12 protein-coding genes are annotated in these 17,406 nt (G+C 49.9%); 9 read left to right on the top strand and 3 right to left on the bottom strand.

The window, feature by feature from the left end; translation table 11 throughout:
• Positions 1–26: 26 nt before the first annotated feature.
• Together F4X88_06450 and F4X88_06445 are read right to left on the bottom strand one after the other, a co-directional pair.
• Positions 27–935, bottom strand: coding sequence for a hypothetical protein (locus tag F4X88_06450; protein MYA55913.1), 909 nt, complete (start codon positions 933–935; stop codon positions 27–29).
• Positions 936–1,030: 95 nt separating this feature from the next.
• Complete coding sequence (locus F4X88_06445; GenBank protein MYA55912.1) at positions 1,031–1,645, bottom strand: YceI family protein; 615 nt, start codon at positions 1,643–1,645, stop codon at positions 1,031–1,033.
• 243 nt (positions 1,646–1,888) lie between these two features.
• Here F4X88_06445 and F4X88_06440 point away from each other — a divergent pair, with 243 nt between their 5' ends.
• The 9 genes from F4X88_06440 to tgt all read left to right on the top strand — a co-directional run bounded on the left by F4X88_06440 (position 1,889) and on the right by tgt (position 16,407).
• Complete coding sequence (locus F4X88_06440; GenBank protein MYA55911.1) at positions 1,889–3,316, top strand: hypothetical protein; 1,428 nt, start codon at positions 1,889–1,891, stop codon at positions 3,314–3,316.
• Positions 3,317–3,561: 245 nt separating this feature from the next.
• Positions 3,562–5,010: a sulfatase-like hydrolase/transferase gene (locus F4X88_06435; GenBank protein MYA55910.1), complete on the top strand. Its 1,449-nt coding sequence runs from the start codon at positions 3,562–3,564 to the stop codon at positions 5,008–5,010.
• A 125-nt stretch (positions 5,011–5,135) separates the two neighbouring features.
• Positions 5,136–5,933 carry a hypothetical protein gene (locus tag F4X88_06430; protein ID MYA55909.1) on the top strand — a complete coding sequence of 266 codons (798 nt, stop codon included), beginning with the start codon at positions 5,136–5,138 and terminating at the stop codon, positions 5,931–5,933.
• Positions 5,934–6,106: 173 nt separating this feature from the next.
• Positions 6,107–6,961: a hypothetical protein gene (locus F4X88_06425; GenBank protein ID MYA55908.1), complete on the top strand. Its 855-nt coding sequence runs from the start codon at positions 6,107–6,109 to the stop codon at positions 6,959–6,961.
• Between the two features lie 96 nt (positions 6,962–7,057).
• Positions 7,058–8,002 carry a WD40 repeat domain-containing protein gene (locus tag F4X88_06420; GenBank protein MYA55907.1) on the top strand — a complete coding sequence of 315 codons (945 nt, stop codon included), beginning with the start codon at positions 7,058–7,060 and terminating at the stop codon, positions 8,000–8,002.
• A 222-nt stretch (positions 8,003–8,224) separates the two neighbouring features.
• Positions 8,225–10,699 (top strand): DUF1553 domain-containing protein, encoded by a 2,475-nt coding sequence (locus F4X88_06415; protein ID MYA55906.1) that lies wholly within the window; start codon positions 8,225–8,227, stop codon positions 10,697–10,699.
• A 169-nt stretch (positions 10,700–10,868) separates the two neighbouring features.
• A complete protein-coding gene (locus tag F4X88_06410; GenBank protein ID MYA55905.1) occupies positions 10,869–12,314 on the top strand; it encodes a DUF1501 domain-containing protein in 1,446 nt (481 codons plus the stop codon).
• A 134-nt stretch (positions 12,315–12,448) separates the two neighbouring features.
• Complete coding sequence (locus tag F4X88_06405; protein MYA55904.1) at positions 12,449–15,043, top strand: hypothetical protein; 2,595 nt, start codon at positions 12,449–12,451, stop codon at positions 15,041–15,043.
• Between the two features lie 194 nt (positions 15,044–15,237).
• A complete protein-coding gene (tgt, locus tag F4X88_06400) occupies positions 15,238–16,407 on the top strand; it encodes a tRNA guanosine(34) transglycosylase Tgt (protein ID MYA55903.1) in 1,170 nt (389 codons plus the stop codon).
• 28 nt (positions 16,408–16,435) lie between these two features.
• On the opposite strand, the gene F4X88_06395 is transcribed toward tgt, so the two are convergent.
• On the bottom strand, positions 16,436–17,401 hold the full coding sequence (locus tag F4X88_06395) for an ABC transporter ATP-binding protein (protein MYA55902.1): 966 nt from the start codon (positions 17,399–17,401) through the stop codon (positions 16,436–16,438).
• Between the last annotated feature and the right edge of the window lie 5 nt (positions 17,402–17,406).

Genomic DNA, 17,406 nt, shown 5'->3' with positions numbered 1-17,406 from the left:
GCCTTCAACCTTTTGTTCATCATTAATTAATAACCGCTGCTGTCCCCAAATAAGCCGGAGCGTGCGATAGCGATACCAATCGCAATAAGAACGGGTAACGCTATCGCTGCTATCTGGACAAGGGTAGAACGCCATGCACCAAGTCTCTGAACGACCGCTATCCGCCCGATGGGTGCGAAAAAGAGTGAGATCGCTAACAGCACAGCACTTGCCGCTGGCACCTCCTCAAAAAAATAACCGTTCATCCAGATACCTGCAAGAAGGAGTGTCACGACGGGGGACGCACCGGATGGAAAGAGGTCCCAGCTACTGGGACGCCGTTGTAGAACAAGCACCATAATCCAACTCACGGCGAAAAGTGCTAAGAGAATACCGCCGTGTTGCGCTAATCGCAGCGTCCCGGAGACCGCGAGGATTAAAGCAGTTCCACCAGAAATCCCAAAATATACAAAGGAACGGGCAGCACTTGTCGGTAAGCGCGTAAAACTCTGCTGGACCAGATGCCAAAAGATAAAAATTACAGCGGCGAGACATACCCACCAGACGATCCCTTCAAGGGGTCCCCATGTATACTTAAATGCTGAGTTCAGAAGCAACCGTGGTATAGCAATCGACAGCACGACTTGGACGCACACGCGTCCCCAAAGCGAAAGATGCCAAAAACATCCAAGGATCCCCCCAAGTACAGCGAAATAGGGAAGCCACTGGACACCCTCACGCGGCGGGAAGGGCGGCAAGCCTTCCAAACCGATATAGCCAACGATGTATCCAGCACCCAACGCGACGGCGATGCGGCACCCGGAGGATATACCGGTTCCGCCTATAGTGCCATCTCCATCTTCTTTAGAGACCAAAGACCTTGCGAACACAAGAATCCCGCCGGTGACAACAGCCGGTAGCAGTAAACCGAGGATCAGTTGTTTGAATATTAACACCGCCAATATCCTCTGTGTGTTTTGGGACATCAATGCATTTAAGACGCATTGATGTCCTATTCCGTTCATTCAACGCCTTGCGAATTACTAAAAAACTACTTTTGCGCGGCTTCAATACTGACGGTGATTCGGATGTCGTCGCTGACGGATCCCATCCCGTAAGTCATACCGAATTCGCTCCGCTGAATCGTAAAGGTGCTCTCAAAGCCGATCAGGGATTCACCCTGTCTGCCTTGACCTCGCCCTGTAATTTCAACGTCCACCGTGACCGATTTTTTAACACCGTGCAGTTCGAGGTCGCCTGTGACCTCCAACACATCCTCTTTCCCCTCTTTCGCACTGACTTTCGTGCTTTTGAAGGTAATAACGGGAAACTGCTTCGCACTAAAGAAGTCGGAACTTCTGAGATGCTGATCTCGTTTTTCGTTGCCAGTATCAACGCTCGCTGCCTTGACTTCAAATTCTACCATGTTGTTGGACACGTCCGCGTCCATCGTGATCTTGCCGGTGAATTCGTTGAATCTGCCATAATTGTAACTAACACCGCTGTGTTTTGCGCGAAAAATTATCATCGAATGTGCTGCATCAATTTCGTATGTATCTGCGGCATTTGTGAGTTGTATATTTCCAGTGAAGCCGATGATAAGTAAGGCTAAAATAACACCAGCAGCATAGGGAATTTGTCGGGGGCGTCCTGAGCGAATTTTCATTGAGAAAAATCTCCTTGATTCAGTTGATAGTTAAGTTTTGTTAAGAGTATATTGCCGTGTATTCGGCAAAATCAGTATATCGTATTTTTTGACAGATGTCAACGTGAAATGTTCTGCATAACATTTTTCTTGAATTCCATTACGAAATTGTGATATAATTATTAAATTAAAAGCGTGTCAACTGTGCTATCTTGGGTGAAGTTTACCGAAATGGTGTAATGAGAGGGAGGGTTTTTAACAAATATGAAAGCATCGCGATCAAGGTTTATGATTCATTTAGGGGTGTATCTGCTCTGTTTTGTAGCATTAAGCCCGTATGTAACGGCAGACCAGCACGCGACAGATTCAGCCATCAGTTACCATTCCCAAATTGTCCCACTTCTCAAACGGAGTTGTCAAGGATGCCATCACCCCGGCGATCCGAACGGCGATTTGATTGTGACAACCTACGCAGATCTCAAGCAGGGTGGAATGGCGGGGAATGCAATTGTCCCTGGAAAACCGGATGAAAGTCTCCTTATCGAACTCATCTCCGGCGATGAACCGGCAATGCCCCAAAACATGGAACCCCTCTCAACCGAAGAGGTCGAATTATTCCGACGCTGGATTCTTGAAGGCGCGCCGGACGACACACCCACTGAAGTCGACGATATGGGTGAGGGAAACTATCCGACTTACACAGTGCCGCCCGTGGTTACCGCGCTGGCATACTCGCCTGATGGTGGCACCCTCGCGGTGTCCGGGTTCCGCGAAATTTTGTTATATGACACAACGAACTTTGAACTCAAAGCGAGACTCGTAGGCAAAGCGCATCGTATAGAATCGCTGACGTATACGGCAGACGGAAAGATCTTAGGCATGGCAGGCGGCTCCCCCGCACAATTCGGCGAAGTGCAACTATGGGATACCGCAACAAATACGCTCATCAAAGCGATACGTTCCAGCTATGACACCGTGTACGGTCTCTCCTTCTCACCAGATGCCAGTCGCGTCGCCTTCGGATGTTCGGATCAGACGGTCCGCGTTCTGTCCGTTGAAGACGAGAAAGAACTGATTAAGTTCGACAACCACAGTGACTGGGTTTTCGGCACGATTTTCTCTACCGATGGTTCCCATTTCGTGAGTGCGGGGCGGGATACCGCCCTCAAGTTGGTTGAGGTAGACACAGGTTCTTTCGTTGACGATATCAACTCCAGTAACAAAGGTTACGGAGAAATCAACACTATTGCCCGGCACCCGACTGAAGATTGGGTTCTAAATGGCGGTGAAGACCGGATTCCACGACTCTATAAAATCTTTCGTGAAATACGGAGAGATGTAGGTAACACAGATTTCAATCTCATCCAAGCGTATGAAGCACAATCAGGTACGATTGAAGGGGTCGCGTTTTCGGCAGATGGCAGTCGGTTAGCTACTGGTAGTACAGGTGGTGAAGCGCGTGTCTATAACACAGAAGCCGGAACGCGTTTAGCAAGCATGCAAGGCGATACAGTTGGTGTTTTCGCTGTCTCGTTTCATCCGGATGGCACGCAGCTCGCTACAGGCGGCTTTGATGGAAAGATTCGGATATTTGATACCGCTACCGGTAAACTCCTGAATGCCTTTATGTCTGTCCCGATCGAACCCGCGGGAAGTCAGGATGTCGCTCTGGTAGTGACAGGCATGACGTGAGCGGCTTGCGTCGCCAAAGTGCAGGATGCACTTACACAACATCAAAGCGTTATTAGCGTTGAAGTCACTCTCCCCGATCAAGCCGTTATTAAAGTCCGAAAAAATACTGCAACTGCGGACGATCTCGCAGACATCGTGAAAGCCACAGGATTTAGTGCAAGGGTTAAGTAAGGCACAACTGTCATCGCCCTTGCCGCCCTTATCAAGAGTTTCTTTCTCTAATCCGCAGATACACAAAGGTTGATATGGCTGCTAACACGCCGAATATCCTCTGGGTTTGCACGGATCAACAGCGTTACGATACAATCGGTGCATTAAGGAATCCGTATGTGTTCACACCGAACATCGACAATTTAGTGGCGGAAGGGGTCGCGTTCACGCACGCGTATTGTCAAAGCCCTATCTGTACCCCGAGCCGAGCGAGTTTTCTCACGGGGATGTATCCAAACGCAACACACGCGATCCGCAACGGAAACGATTTTTTTCCAAATGCGTATCCCCTTGTAACGCGCACGCTTGCAGACATCGGCTATGATTGCGGATTGATTGGCAAACTCCATCTTGCGAGTGCTTACCGCCGGGTGGAACCCCGCGTAAACGACGGCTACCGGTACTGGCAATACAGCCACGCCCCACGCGATGATTGGGAATACGGACACGACTACGCCGATTGGGTGCGCACGAAGGGATACATTTTAGGCGAACTGAACCGGAACCCAGAAGGCGTGCCAGCGGCGTTGCATCAGACGACATGGTGCGCGGAAAAGACGATTGAATTCATTCGCGAAGATCGGGATTGTCCGTGGCTCGCGAGTGTCAATATCTACGATCCGCATCCGCCGTTCAATCCACCACAGACACATCGAGAACAATATAATCCGGCGGAAATGCCAGAGCCACTCTTCCAAAACAGCGATCTGGAACAGCAGACCCGGCTACAAGCAGTCGATTTTCAATCCAAAGCGCGGACACCTGATGAACTGGACATTCGGAGTCCAATTCTACCCCAGACCCCGCGTCAAGAAGCAGACGCGGTCGGGGCAAGAGATGCCAAAACACTCGTAGCTGCCTACTACGCCATGATCCAACTGATTGACGAGCAGTTCGGTAGGATCCTTGAAGCACTTGATGAAACAGGACAACGGGAAAACACCGTCATCATTTTCACAAGTGACCATGGAGAGACACTTGGCGACCATGGACTCATCCAAAAGGGATGTCGGTTTTACGAGGGTTTGGTCAGAGTGCCACTGATTTTCTCATGGGAGAGGCAATTTGCGAGCGGACTCAAGAGTGACGCACTCGTTGAACTCGTTGACAAAGCACCGACGCTTTTGGAATTGGCAGGCTTAACAGTCCCCGAGGAGATGCACGGCAGATCACTCCTGCCGATGCTCCGAGGCGAAGCGGATCCGAACCATCACCGGGATTTCGTCCGATGTGAGTATTACGACGCTGTGGATCTGCCCGATCACACTTTCGCAACAATGTACCGAAATGAACGTTATAAATTAGTCGTGTATCACGGACACGAAGAGGGTGAACTCTACGACCTCGTCAATGATCCGGACGAGTTTGAGAATCTCTGGCATGTCGATGCAAAACAGGGGGTCAAATTTGAACTCTTAAAACAGAGTTTTGATGCATCCATGCTCGCCATGGACAGAGGCTCCCGGCGCGTGGGACCGATGTGAAATCTTGAAGGAATTGTGATGGAATGGGTTGCAATTACCACGTTTGCAGTGTTTATCATTCGACTCAGGATAGTCACTGGAAATTCGATATACCACGCTAGCAAAGATTGAGATAAAACGGAATTATGCTTGAGCGAAACACTATTCATTGTGGCGATATGTTTAATCTACTGAAAGAGATTAAAGACGCTTCGGTGGACCTGATTGTGTGCGATGGACCGTATGGCATAACAGGGAATTCGTGGGACGAGATTTCCTCAATTCAGGAATTTAATCTCACGCTTATCCAAAATTTCGCGCCGAAACTGAAGGCTGGAGGCGCGCTCTATCTGTTTGGGAAACCGGATTGTATTGACTTCATCGACTATCGAGAATACTTAAATCTGCGTTCAAAAATCGTATGGTATCAACCGAGTCGGCTCGCACAGGGACGCATCAGTTACACGAATAACTACGACATTATCTGCTACTTCATCAAGGGCAAAAAGCCGCGGTGCTACAACTTGGACGCTATCAGAGTCTCGCAACTTGTTGAGTTAGCGCATCGGAGTCGGTGCGAAAATGTGCCATCGGTAACGAACGGCAAATTTGGCAAGACGAAATACAATCCGAAAGGAAAGAATCCCGGCGATGTCTGGGGCGATATAAAGCAATTAACTTATAAATCCAAGGAATTGGTGAGCAGGAAAGCCCTTAATACAATCCAAAAACCGGAGAGACTCATTGAACGGATCGTATTGGCGAGTTCATCACCGGGGGATTTGGTTCTGGATCCCTTTGCGGGTGTCGGCACTTGTCCTGTGGTGTGTCAGCGGCATCAGCGGAATTTCATTGGGTTTGAGATTGAACCGAGTTTCGTGAAAGCGGGGAATAAAAGGCTTCGTGAGTGCCATAATGGATCATGTCTGTCTGTATCGGGATAGTATCCACGCGTTCTACGCCAAAAACCTTGACAAAAACGTTGTTGCATGATACTATTTATCGTAAATCAGAGGAAAAAGGAACCTGATACGAACACCAACGCCATCTTTGAGGATGTTATCAGTCGGTATAAGCCTCCGCACGCTACTTTCGTGTAAAGATACAAGGGGTACTCATGGAACGAATTTTTAAATGGCAAGATTTGGCTCACACGTCTCGCCAAATGGTATTTTGCTTGACATTTCTTCTCCTTTGTGGTATGAGTATTGGCAACGCAGCCATGGAAGTCGGGTTTATCTGTCTCGGTGATAAGGGCAACTTTACTGAACCCGCATTGGCGTTTGCTGAAAAGACGTTCAAAACAAAACAACTCGCCAAAGCAGACTTGCAGAGTGCCACATTCAAGCAGTTCGGCGTTATCTGGTGGCATGATGGCGATAGCGATCCGGGCGGATTATCCAACGCAGAAATTGATGCATTTTTAGATTACGCTGAAAGTGGCGGTGCTGTGCTGCTGACGGGCGCGGCTATCCGGTATGCTACGCTGTTGGGATTAGAAGACGCGCAACCACGGAAATTTGGACCCGTTGAAAACGATGGAAGCAATGTCGGTATCATCGTCCTCAAAGAGACACTGGAACTCGGGTTGGTAGACGGACTGAAGAATGTTGATGGAAAAACACCGAAAGTTGACGATTGGATTCAAGTCAATTCAACCGGATACCCAGTCAGTGGTGACTATTTCGACACGATTTGGGAGAATTTTACGACGCTCGCACACGCTTGGGAGCAGGGGACCAACTACAAGGACAGGATTGCAGCGTTCGGCTATTGGGAGGCTGGTGCCGGAAAGGTATTCAATATGAACTGGCGACTGCCGAACTACCACAAGAATAATGAGGATATCGAACAACTGGAGAAACTCACAGAAAACGTCATTAATTGGTTAGCAAGTGAATCGGAATACGCGGCGGTTTCCGCTGGCGGTAAGCTCCCAATTGTGTGGGGACGATTGAAGAATAGCCATTAACTGTGATTCACATTGTATCAGCATTTGCAAATCTACTACATTTTCCCGTAAGCCCACACGCGGCTTGCGTAGCAATAATAACAAATTTTAGTTTGATTGCCTAAAAAGGATACTCTACCATTGGATACTCTAAAAACACAAACAGACGCACAATCGAATTTACCGGAGGGGGTCAAAGCACGCCTGGATCAAGGAAACCTAACCGGAGACATAGCATTTTCAGCAGATGGCACGCAACTCGCTGTCGCCTGCGACATCGGCGTTTGGGTCTATGACGTGGAGAGCGGTCTTGGACTTAACCTCCTCGTTGAGCACAAGGAATACGTCAGATGTGTCGCATATTCCCCTGACGGCAGCGCGATTGCCAGCGGGAGTATAGACAACACGGTAGTTTTATGGGACGCGACGACTGGAGCTCCGACAGCGACGCTTATCGGACATACGGATGCTGTTAGGAGTGTTGCATATTCCACGGATGGTGCCACCGTCGCAAGTGGAAGTCCTGATGGGACAGTGCGGTTATGGGATGCCAGCACAGGAACGGCTAAAAATACACTCACAGGGCGCGCAGACTCTATCAGATGTGTTAAATATTCCCCAGATGGAAGCACCCTCGCCGCTGGAACTGGAGACGACACAGTGGAATTGTGGGACGCTACGACCGGAAGGCACAAAGCAACCCTCAAGGGGCATACACATATTGTCGATTCGATTGCCTATTCCGCTGATGGAGCGGTGCTTGCGAGCGGAAGTATTGACGGCACGGTTCGGTTGTGGAATACAGATACAAGGGAATTGATAACGACCCTGACGGGACATGCCGGTTATGTCTGGGGCGTGGCTTACGCACCTGATGGCAAAACCGTCGCAAGTGGTGGGAATGACAACACGATTCGTTTATGGGATGTTGAGGCAGCAGCACTTAAAGCAACACTCACAGGACATACAGGGAGTGTTAGGAATGTGGCGTATTCTCCTGATGGGAGCGTCCTCGCCAGTGGCAGCGACGACCACACCGTACTTATTTGGGATATCACGTAAATCATTAACATAGATTGTCCCGCAAGCCCACACGCGGCTTGCGTAACAGATAATAAGTTGGCGAAAGTTCAAAGTTACGAAGTGTGCAAGTGTGCGAAAGTTGCGAAGTTACGAACTTTACAGATTTTAGAACGCTTTACTGACTTTACTTAAGGTAAAATTAAAAAAGGAGGCGGGCTTCCTCTCCTACCTGAAGGCAAGGGGCTCCAGCCCGAAGATTAGATGAAACCCAGGTTTAACTTTGTAACAACATTCCTTGTTGCATTTTCCATCTGTCTCGCGTTCCAATTGACAGCGGCGAGTGAGATGGAGCAGCCTGTGAGCGCAGAAGTTCCAACGGTGCAAGCGTTGAAAGTTCATCCTGAGTCACTGACATTGGAGCATGCACGCGACGGTAGACGGGTGCTTGTGTCAGGAAAAACGAAAAGTGGCATGTATGTAGACGTAACACCTTATGCCACACTGACCCCCACCACCGCAGGGGTGAAGGTATATGAAGATGGTTATATCTTCCCGATGGCGGTTGGCACAACGAAAATTAAGGTGACGGTTAAAGGGGTCAGCACTGAATTGCCCGTGACTGTTAAAAGCATGGATGCACCCCCTGTCAGCTTCGTGCGAGATGTTATGCCGCTCTTGAGCCATGCTGGATGTAATAACGGCACATGTCACGGTGCAGCAAAGGGCAAAAATGGGTTCAAACTCTCACTCCGTGGCTACGACCCCGATTTCGACTATGAACTCTTGATTGAGGACATATCCGGACGGCGGTTCAACCGAGCATTTCCCGAACAGAGTCTGATGTTGCTAAAACCGACATCGGAGGTGCCGCACAAAGGTGGGCAGGTCATCGTTCCAGGAGATCGGGATTATGAAATTATCCATCAATGGATAGCGGAAGGTGCTATTCCTGACGTTCACACCACAAAACGCGTCGAAAGGTTAGAAGTCATACCAGATTCGGCTGAACTCGCAATGCCGGGTATGAAGCAACAACTCATAGTGATCGCACACTATCCCGACGGCACAACACGGGATGTCACCCGTGAAGCGAAATTCACAAGCAGCCTCAATGAGGTGGCGAAGGTCACAGACAACGGTGTGGTAACCGCAGAACGCCGCGGCGAAACAGCGATCCTCACCCGATACGAAGGTGCCTATAGCACGAACGGCATCATCGTTATGGGCGACAGGAGCGGTTACAAGTGGGTCAAAACCGCTGAATACAACTACATTGATACGCACGTTCACAATAAACTGAAGCGGATGAAAATCCTACCTTCTGAACTCTGCACAGATGAAGAGTTTGTCCGACGCATCTATTTCGATTTAACAGGGCTCCCACCGACGCCAGCACAGGTGCGGAGTTTCTTGACCGATACCACAGCCTCTAAAGTCAAACGGGAAAAACTCATCGATACTCTCGCCGAGACCTCAGAGTTCATCGACCACTGGACGCATAAATGGGGCGATCTGTTGCAGTCTAACCGTAAATTCCTCGGTGAGCGTGGGATCTGGCTCTTCCAGCAATGGATCCATCAAGCCATTGCCGAGAATCGTCCGTATGACGAGTTTGTGCGAGATCTGATTACCGCAACCGGTAGCACTTACACGAATCCCGCAGCGAACTATTTCCGCGTTTCCCGTGAATACACGGCTGCAGTGGAAAATACGACGCAACTTTTCTTAGGTGTTCGATTCTCATGCAACAAATGCCATGACCATCCGTTTGAAAAATGGACGCAAAACCAGTACTATGAATTCGGGGCGTTCTTCGCGGATGTTAAAGTTAAACCGGGTCAACTTCCCGGCGATGAGATCGTCTACGCCAATTACAGTCCAGAGCCTGTAAAACACCCCCGGACGTTAGCGGTGGTTGAACCCTCAGTCCCGTTCGGAGAAGTCGCAGCGGAAACAGACGACAAACGCGAAATGCTTGCAGCGTGGCTCACCGATGAAGAGAATCCGATGTTTGCTCGGGCAGGTGTGAACCGTATCTGGAGCTACTTCATGGGACGCGGAATCATCGAACCTGTGGACGATATCCGCACAAGTAATCCACCCACTAACCCGGAATTGCTTGACGCATTGACAAAGGATTTCGTGGACAGCGGGTTTGACATGAAACATATCATGAAGACAATCACACGTTCCCGAACCTACCAACAGAGCATCACAACGAATAAGTGGAACAAGGCGGATACGATCAACTTTTCGCACGCAGCTGCCAGACGTTTGACGGCAGAACAGTTGTTGGATGCGATTGGGATCGCGACAGGAAGCCGACCACGGTTTGAAGAGATGCCGAAAAAATTCCGGGCAGTGCAGTTGCCAGACAGCAAGGTCAAAGATGACGGATTCTTGAAGTTGTTTGGCAGACCTGAGCGCGAAACTTCGTGTGAATGTGAACGGACCACCGAGGTCAGCCTCGCACACGCAATGAACCTTATTAATGGACCGACGGTTGCAGAGTCCCTCATTGATCCTGAAGGACGTATTGCACAACTCATCAAAACGAATCATGATGACCGAGTTCTCGTCGAGGAACTCTATCTCGCAACGCTTTCTCGGTTACCGGAGAAGAACGAATACGCAGTAGCGATTGAGCACCTTGCGAATGCCGAATCTAAGGAAGAAGGTGCGCAAGACTTGTTGTGGGCACTCATTAACAGCCCCGCTTTCTTATTCAATCGCTAATTAGTTATCAGTTTTCGGCTATCAGTTAAGAGAGGTTTGTAACAATTACCTCAAACTTTGAGGGCTTCAAAAAGCGGTAAACCGTTATAGAACCTCTTCACCGACAACCGAAAGGGTTGCGTCAGCAACCCGTACTGACAACCGACAACCATAACGGAGGAAACAATCGATGTTATCGTTACCACAACTACCCGGACGCTTATGTGACGGGTTCTCACGTCGTGAATTTCTACGTGTCGGTGGTGCGGCGATGCTCGGCATTAGTTTGCCACAGGTATTGTCACTCCAAGCCAACGCGAATACAGCGGTTGACCCCGCCAAGCCGCTCAACGGATGGGGGAAAGCCAACTCGGTCATCCTTCTTTTCTTACAAGGCGGTCCGAGCCACCTTGACATCTGGGATCCGAAACCGGAAGCGCCGTCGAATATCCGCGGTGAATTCAATCCGATCCCGACCAACGTGCCAGGAATCCAGTTGTCTGAAACGATGCCGCGCTTGGCACAACAGATGGATAAAGCCTGTCTGATCCGTTCCGTAAGTTACACACCGGCAGGACTGTTCAACCATACCGCTGCGATGTATCAAATGGTAACCGGTGAAACGCCGGACAAGGTCGCGCCTTCGGGACAGCTCGATCCGCCGTCTCCAGCCGACCATCCGAATGCCGCATCGCATATCGCAAACTATCGTCCACCCGATGAACCGATGCTCGCGGCAGTCCAACTTCCGCGTCCGATGCAAGAGAGTAACATCATCGGTAAAGGTGGAAACGCTGGTTTCCTTGGTAGGGCATACGATCCGTATTTCCTCTTCCAAGACCCGAATCAGGAGATTAACCTCGACGATTTGAGTTTGCGTCCAGAGGTGCCGCCGGTGCGTTTGAAACGTCGGAAAAACCTCCTTGAGACGATTAACAAAGGGATGCCCGAAATTGATAAGGTCGCAGATTCCTACGCCTTGAACGAATATTATGAGAAGGCGTATAATCTGATCCTGTCGCAGCGGGCACGCAACGCGTTCGACTTGTCTCAAGAGCCCGATGAGATGCGCGATAAATACGGTAGACACACGTTTGGACAGAGCGCACTCCTCGCTCGCCGTTTGGTGGAAGCAGGCACCCGTTTCGTGCAGGTGAACTGGCCCTCTGTTGCTAACGGGGATCCGAATACCACGGCATGGGATACGCACGCAACGAACTTCGGTCCGTTGAAGAACCTCCACTGTCCGAAGTTAGACAGTGCTGTCTCCTCACTCCTGGAAGACTTGGATCAACGCGGTATGTTGGAAGATACACTCGTCTTAACGATCGGTGAATTCGGACGCTCGCCGCGGATGGGTATTAGCACCTCCGGTAACAGCAACGCGCCTGATGGACGCGATCACTGGCCCTATTGTTACACGGGTCTGATTGCGGGGGCTGGTGTTCAAGGTGGACAGGTCTACGGGAAATCCGATGCAACAGGCTCAACGCCACTTGAGAACCCGGTGCATCCGACAGACATCCTCGCCACGGTCTACCATACACTCGGTATCGACCCGCACACCATCGTGTACAACCACTTGGATCAGCCACGTGAGTTGGTGAAAGGCGAACCGATTGCTGGAATCTTTTAACTGATTATCAGGACATTGGCTGTCAGCTATCAGTGAAGAGGGTTTTTGATGAACCTACCCTTTTTGCTGATGGCTGACCGCTGCCTGCTGACCCCTATTCTTCCGCTGACTTTTCAAACATGAGGTAATTAAAAATGCCGAATACGCTATTTCGGAAACATAGAAGACGCTCGAATGGAAGATTGGAAGACGGGAAGATTGGGTACGCATCTTTCCATCCTTCCACCCTTCCACGCAAGTCCTTTCTCGTCATAGCGATCTATCTCCTAACGATTGGTTTCGCATACGCCCAGGTTCAACCGACCTTGACGGCTGTCTTCCCTCAAGGCGGTCAACAGGGACGCAGTGTAGAAGTCACACTCACAGGCACAAATCTCGGCACAGCAACGGCGGTGTGGTTCAGTGGGAAAGGTATCACCGCGGAAATTAAAGAAAAAACCGGGCAAGCCGCCGTTGTTTTCAACGGTGTTGGTGTTTCTGGAAATATTCCGAGCGACGCGCAGTTGGTCGCATTGCTGACGATTGCCAGCGACGCACCGTTAGGTATCCAAGAGATACGCGCCGTCACGCCGTATGGTGTTTCCAATGCAGGCAGCTTCGTCGTTGGAAATCTGCGAGAAATCATTGAAGAAGAGACAGCCGCATCGGAGTCGGAAACCGCGTCTACAATGGAAACCGACTGGCTCGCCCTGCCGGTTACCGTGAACGGCACCATCGCTTCAATCGACGATGAAGACAGTTTCACCTTTCAATTGAAAAAGGAAGCGCGACTTATCTGTGAAGTGGCAGCACAGCAAATCGGCTCGTTGCTGGATTCCTACCTCGTTCTCCGAGATGCGAATGGGACTGAGGTCGCCAACAGCGGTCTTGGCAACGCCTTTGACTCCGTTTTGGATTACACAGCACTTGAAACCGGGAAATACACGCTCCACATCCGCGATATTCGTTACAAAGGCGGAGATGGATACGCCTATCGTTTGAGCATCGGTGAATTACCCTATCTTGAGACGATCTTTCCGCTTGGTGGACAACGCAGCACTGAGAATACAGTCACTGTCACCGGTGCGAACCTTGAAATGGTAGAATCCATACAAGTTTCAATAGGTGCTGAAACACCGGCAGGCGAGCAATCCTTGCGGGTCCAGACACCCTCTGGATTGGCTACCAATTCACACCCGTTTGCTATCGGTAATTGGAGGGAGATGGTGGAGACTGAACCGAATAACACAACGGGAAATGCGAACGCCGTAACGACACCGATAACACTCAATGGGAAAATCGACAAATCCGGTGATGTTGACTATTTTTCGTTTGAAATTGAAGAACCGCAACTCCTCGTTTTTGAGGTAGAGGCAAATAAACTGTCATCAAAACTGGATGCCCTCCTCACGCTTTACGGACCGGGAAAACCCCAAGGCGAACACAAGCAAGCCTCGGAAGAAATGGCATGGGATGACAGCAAAGAACAGGTCTTGATGATAAACGACGACGGCATCACTGCCGATGCCCGTATTGACTGGAATTTTGAAGAAACTGGAAAGTACTCTGTCGCTATTCGAGATCTGAACGCTCAAGGCGGTGAAGCCTACCCGTACCGATTAAACATCCGCCCGTTGGAACCAGACTGCGAACTCAGTGTGGTTGCGCTTGACCTTCGGAATCAACCGACTGCTCTGGATAACCCGCGCGTCAGCAGAGGCAGCAGCGTTACATTGCAGGTTGATGTTACGCGTCTTGACTTATTTGATGGTCCAATTCGCCTGCTTTGCCCAGACCTTCCGAAAACATTCGATGTAAGTCCGACCATCGTTGGCGCAGACCAAGCGCGAGCAATGCTTACGATAACAGCTCCATCGGATGCTTCACTTGGACTCATGCCGCTCTCTATCGTTGGGGTTTGTGCTGTCGGAGGTCGCCAGATAGAGCGCGTTGCCACGCCGTCTCCAATCCTGCTTACCGTGATGGATGCACCGGAATTCACGCTGACGCTCGCAGAGATAGGCTTAAGTGCTATCCACAACAAGACGGTTGATCTTCATGTGACAGCAACACGACGCGATGATTTCGTCGGTCCGATCGCGTTATCGGTATCAGGACTTCCAAATCGCGTTTCGGCACTTCCTGATCCTGTTACCGAAAAACCTGTCACTCTTGCAGAAGGCGAAACAGAAGCAATGATTTCGGTTAAAGCCGGGACTTTTGAACGGAGAGAGGAATTTTCCGTCCTGCCGACACCCGGTACCAGTTATATTTCAGTTACCGGAACGGCGACTGTCAATGGCGAGGCGGTCAAACAATCGACCCCTGCTATCCCTTTGACGATCGTCGAGGCACCCTTTATTGTCACGGTTGAGCCGTTGCGCTTTAGCATTGTCTTCCCAGCAACGGAAACTTCAGGGTCTGAAGTCGAAACTGTCGCACTCACAGCAGACACCGAAACAGCAAAAGCCGAAGATTCGCAAACAAAGGAAGCGATCTTGACGTTAACGATTGTCCGACAAGGGAGCTTCACAGATGAAATAACGTTGACACCGATTGATGTCCCTAAAGGCTTCACCACGGAAGCGGTGACCATCCCGGCAGATGAGACGGAGGCAAAAGTCCCACTCAAGGCTCTCAGCTCCTTAATGCCGGAGACATACGAGTTTAGATTCCGAGGATCTGTGACGATTAACGATAAACCCTTTGAACAGGATAGCCCTATCGTCAAGGTAAAAATTATTCATTAGCTGGTTATTAGTTATCGGTTCGGATTTTCTACGAAAATCCTTTCAGTTGTCGGTTAAGAGGTTTTCGTTAAAAGAGATCCTCTTCACCGATAACCGATAACCGAAAGTGGAGCGAAGCGGAACGAACCGACAACCACTCAACCGAAGACCGATAACCATTAATGCCGACTGCCATTCCTCCGAAATACCCCAACATGACAGCATCCTCCTATACACTTGTTTATCAAGACAAAGCAACGTCAGCCCGAGTCGGAACAATTCAAACGGCGCATGGTGTTGTGAACACACCGATATTTATGCCTGTTGGGACACGCGGGACGGTGAAAGCGTGCACACCGCAAATGCTATCCGATCAGATTCAGGCGGAAATTATTCTTGCAAATACCTATCACCTCTATCTACGCCCCGGACACGAGATCGTTCACGAAGCGGGTGGTTTGCATGCGTTTATGGGTTGGCAAAGCCCCATTCTTACGGATAGCGGCGGATTTCAGGTCTTCAGCCTCGGACCCCTACGCAAGATTACAGAGGAAGGTGTGGCGTTTCGTTCCACGATAGATGGAACCGAACACTTTATCAGCCCGGAACGTTCGATTGAGATCCAAAACGCTCTTGGTGCTGACATCATTATGGCGTTCGACGAGTGTCCTGCGTTACCGAACGATTACACATATCTCAAGAATTCGATGGAGATGACTTTGCGGTGGGCAGAGCGGTGTCGAAAGGCGCATCGGAACCCGGATCAACTCCTCTTTGGGATTGTGCAAGGTGGCATGGAACGCGATCTGCGTCAGGCAAGTGTCGACGGGACTGTATCGATCGATTTTCCGGGATATGCAATCGGTGGTTTAAGCGTGGGTGAGGAAAAGGATTTGATGTATGAGACACTCGCTTATGTCGCCCCGCTCCTACCAGAAGAGAAGCCGCGCTACCTCATGGGGGTCGGCACCCCTGAAGACTTAGTCCATGGAGTGCGGTGTGGGATCGATATGTTCGATTGTGTGATGCCGACCCGAAACGCGCGCAACGGCTCTCTATTCACAACAGCAGGCATTATTCGCATTCGCAACACCAAATATAAGAACGATTTCAGTCCGTTGGATGCAGCGTGTACCTGTTATACCTGCCAGAACTTTACACGTGCGTATCTCCGACACCTACACATCGAAAATGAGATCCTCGGTTCACAATTGCATACACTGCACAACTTACATTTTTATGTGAGTTTAATGCGTGGGATTCGACGCGCTATTTGTGAGGGGAGCTTCGCAGCGTTAGCAGACAACGGACCCGATATCGGACAACTTGTGAAATTGGGGCAACCTACGGAAACCGAAACATTGTCCCGCAGGTCTCCTCTATAGGCTTGCGCATAACAATCTATCGCATAGGCTACCCAACGAGATATTTAAACACAGAGGAAAGGTTATCATCAGGTGAATAGAGTTGGGAGACATTCAATTCGTTCTCGATGAGAAGTTCAGGGAGCCGTGCGTAGAATGCATCGGGTTTGGCGGTTTCTATGATAATATCGCCTGATTCTTTTTCTGCTTGTGATTCACTGACAGGACCATCGCCATCAACAAAGGTAACGCTCAGAATATCCTCAAACGGGAGGCAGACCTGCGCCAAACGGCGCGGTTCATCTGTGCTCAAATAGACTTTGTGTGGGTGTTCGTCAATGAGTTCGCGGATGTCGGAGATGGTGCCTTCTGCGAGAATACGCCCTTGATGGATGAGTAGGATCGTTTCTGTTAACGCTTCAATCTCATACAGGATATGGCTCGAAACGATGATGCTAATCTCCTGCGCAGCGAGTTCCTGTAGCAGCGTAATAACATGTCGTCTCCCATTCGGATCTAAGCCGGTAAGCGGCTCGTCAAGAAAAAGGAGTTCCGGGTCATGGACCAACGCCTGTGCAAGTTTGACACGCTGCCGCATCCCCTTACTATAAGAGGCGATAGGACGATCCTTTGCGGGTAGCATATCCACTGTTTCAAGAACGCGTAGACTCCGAGATTCAACCTCTGATTTATCGGACCCGCTCAACGTGGCAAAGAAAGTGATAAACTCAAAGCCCGTCATGAATTGATACGCCAATTCTATATCTGGGCAGTAGCCGACCCGTCTCGTGAGTTCCGGGTTATTCCATACGGGCTGGTTCAGCACGCTGACTTCGCCTTGGTTGGGTTTGAGTTGCCCGGTCATGAGCTTAATCAAACTCGTTTTTCCCGCCCCATTCGGACCCAGCAAGCCAGTTATTCCGGGATAAATTGTGAGGGTTACATCGTTTACCCCCATTACCTCGCCATACCATTTGGATAGATTTTCCGTTTGCACAATTGCTGTATTGTTCATATTTT

Source organism: Candidatus Poribacteria bacterium (assembly GCA_009839745.1).
Taxonomy (GTDB): domain Bacteria; phylum Poribacteria; class WGA-4E; order WGA-4E; family WGA-3G; genus WGA-3G.
Note: the sequence above shows the minus strand (reverse complement) of the source record. Positions and strands in the feature narration are given on the sequence as shown.

Coding starts and splice junctions, on each gene's coding strand:
- tgt (MYA55903.1), top strand. CDS start 15,238: ATGACAGCATCCTCCTATACACTTGTTTATCAAGACAAAGCAACGTCA.
- F4X88_06410 (MYA55905.1), top strand. CDS start 10,869: ATGTTATCGTTACCACAACTACCCGGACGCTTATGTGACGGGTTCTCA.
- F4X88_06435 (MYA55910.1), top strand. CDS start 3,562: ATGGCTGCTAACACGCCGAATATCCTCTGGGTTTGCACGGATCAACAG.
- F4X88_06445 (MYA55912.1), bottom strand. CDS start 1,645: ATGAAAATTCGCTCAGGACGCCCCCGACAAATTCCCTATGCTGCTGGT.
- F4X88_06415 (MYA55906.1), top strand. CDS start 8,225: ATGAAACCCAGGTTTAACTTTGTAACAACATTCCTTGTTGCATTTTCC.
- F4X88_06430 (MYA55909.1), top strand. CDS start 5,136: ATGCTTGAGCGAAACACTATTCATTGTGGCGATATGTTTAATCTACTG.
- F4X88_06425 (MYA55908.1), top strand. CDS start 6,107: ATGGAACGAATTTTTAAATGGCAAGATTTGGCTCACACGTCTCGCCAA.
- F4X88_06405 (MYA55904.1), top strand. CDS start 12,449: ATGCCGAATACGCTATTTCGGAAACATAGAAGACGCTCGAATGGAAGA.
- F4X88_06395 (MYA55902.1), bottom strand. CDS start 17,401: ATGAACAATACAGCAATTGTGCAAACGGAAAATCTATCCAAATGGTAT.
- F4X88_06440 (MYA55911.1), top strand. CDS start 1,889: ATGAAAGCATCGCGATCAAGGTTTATGATTCATTTAGGGGTGTATCTG.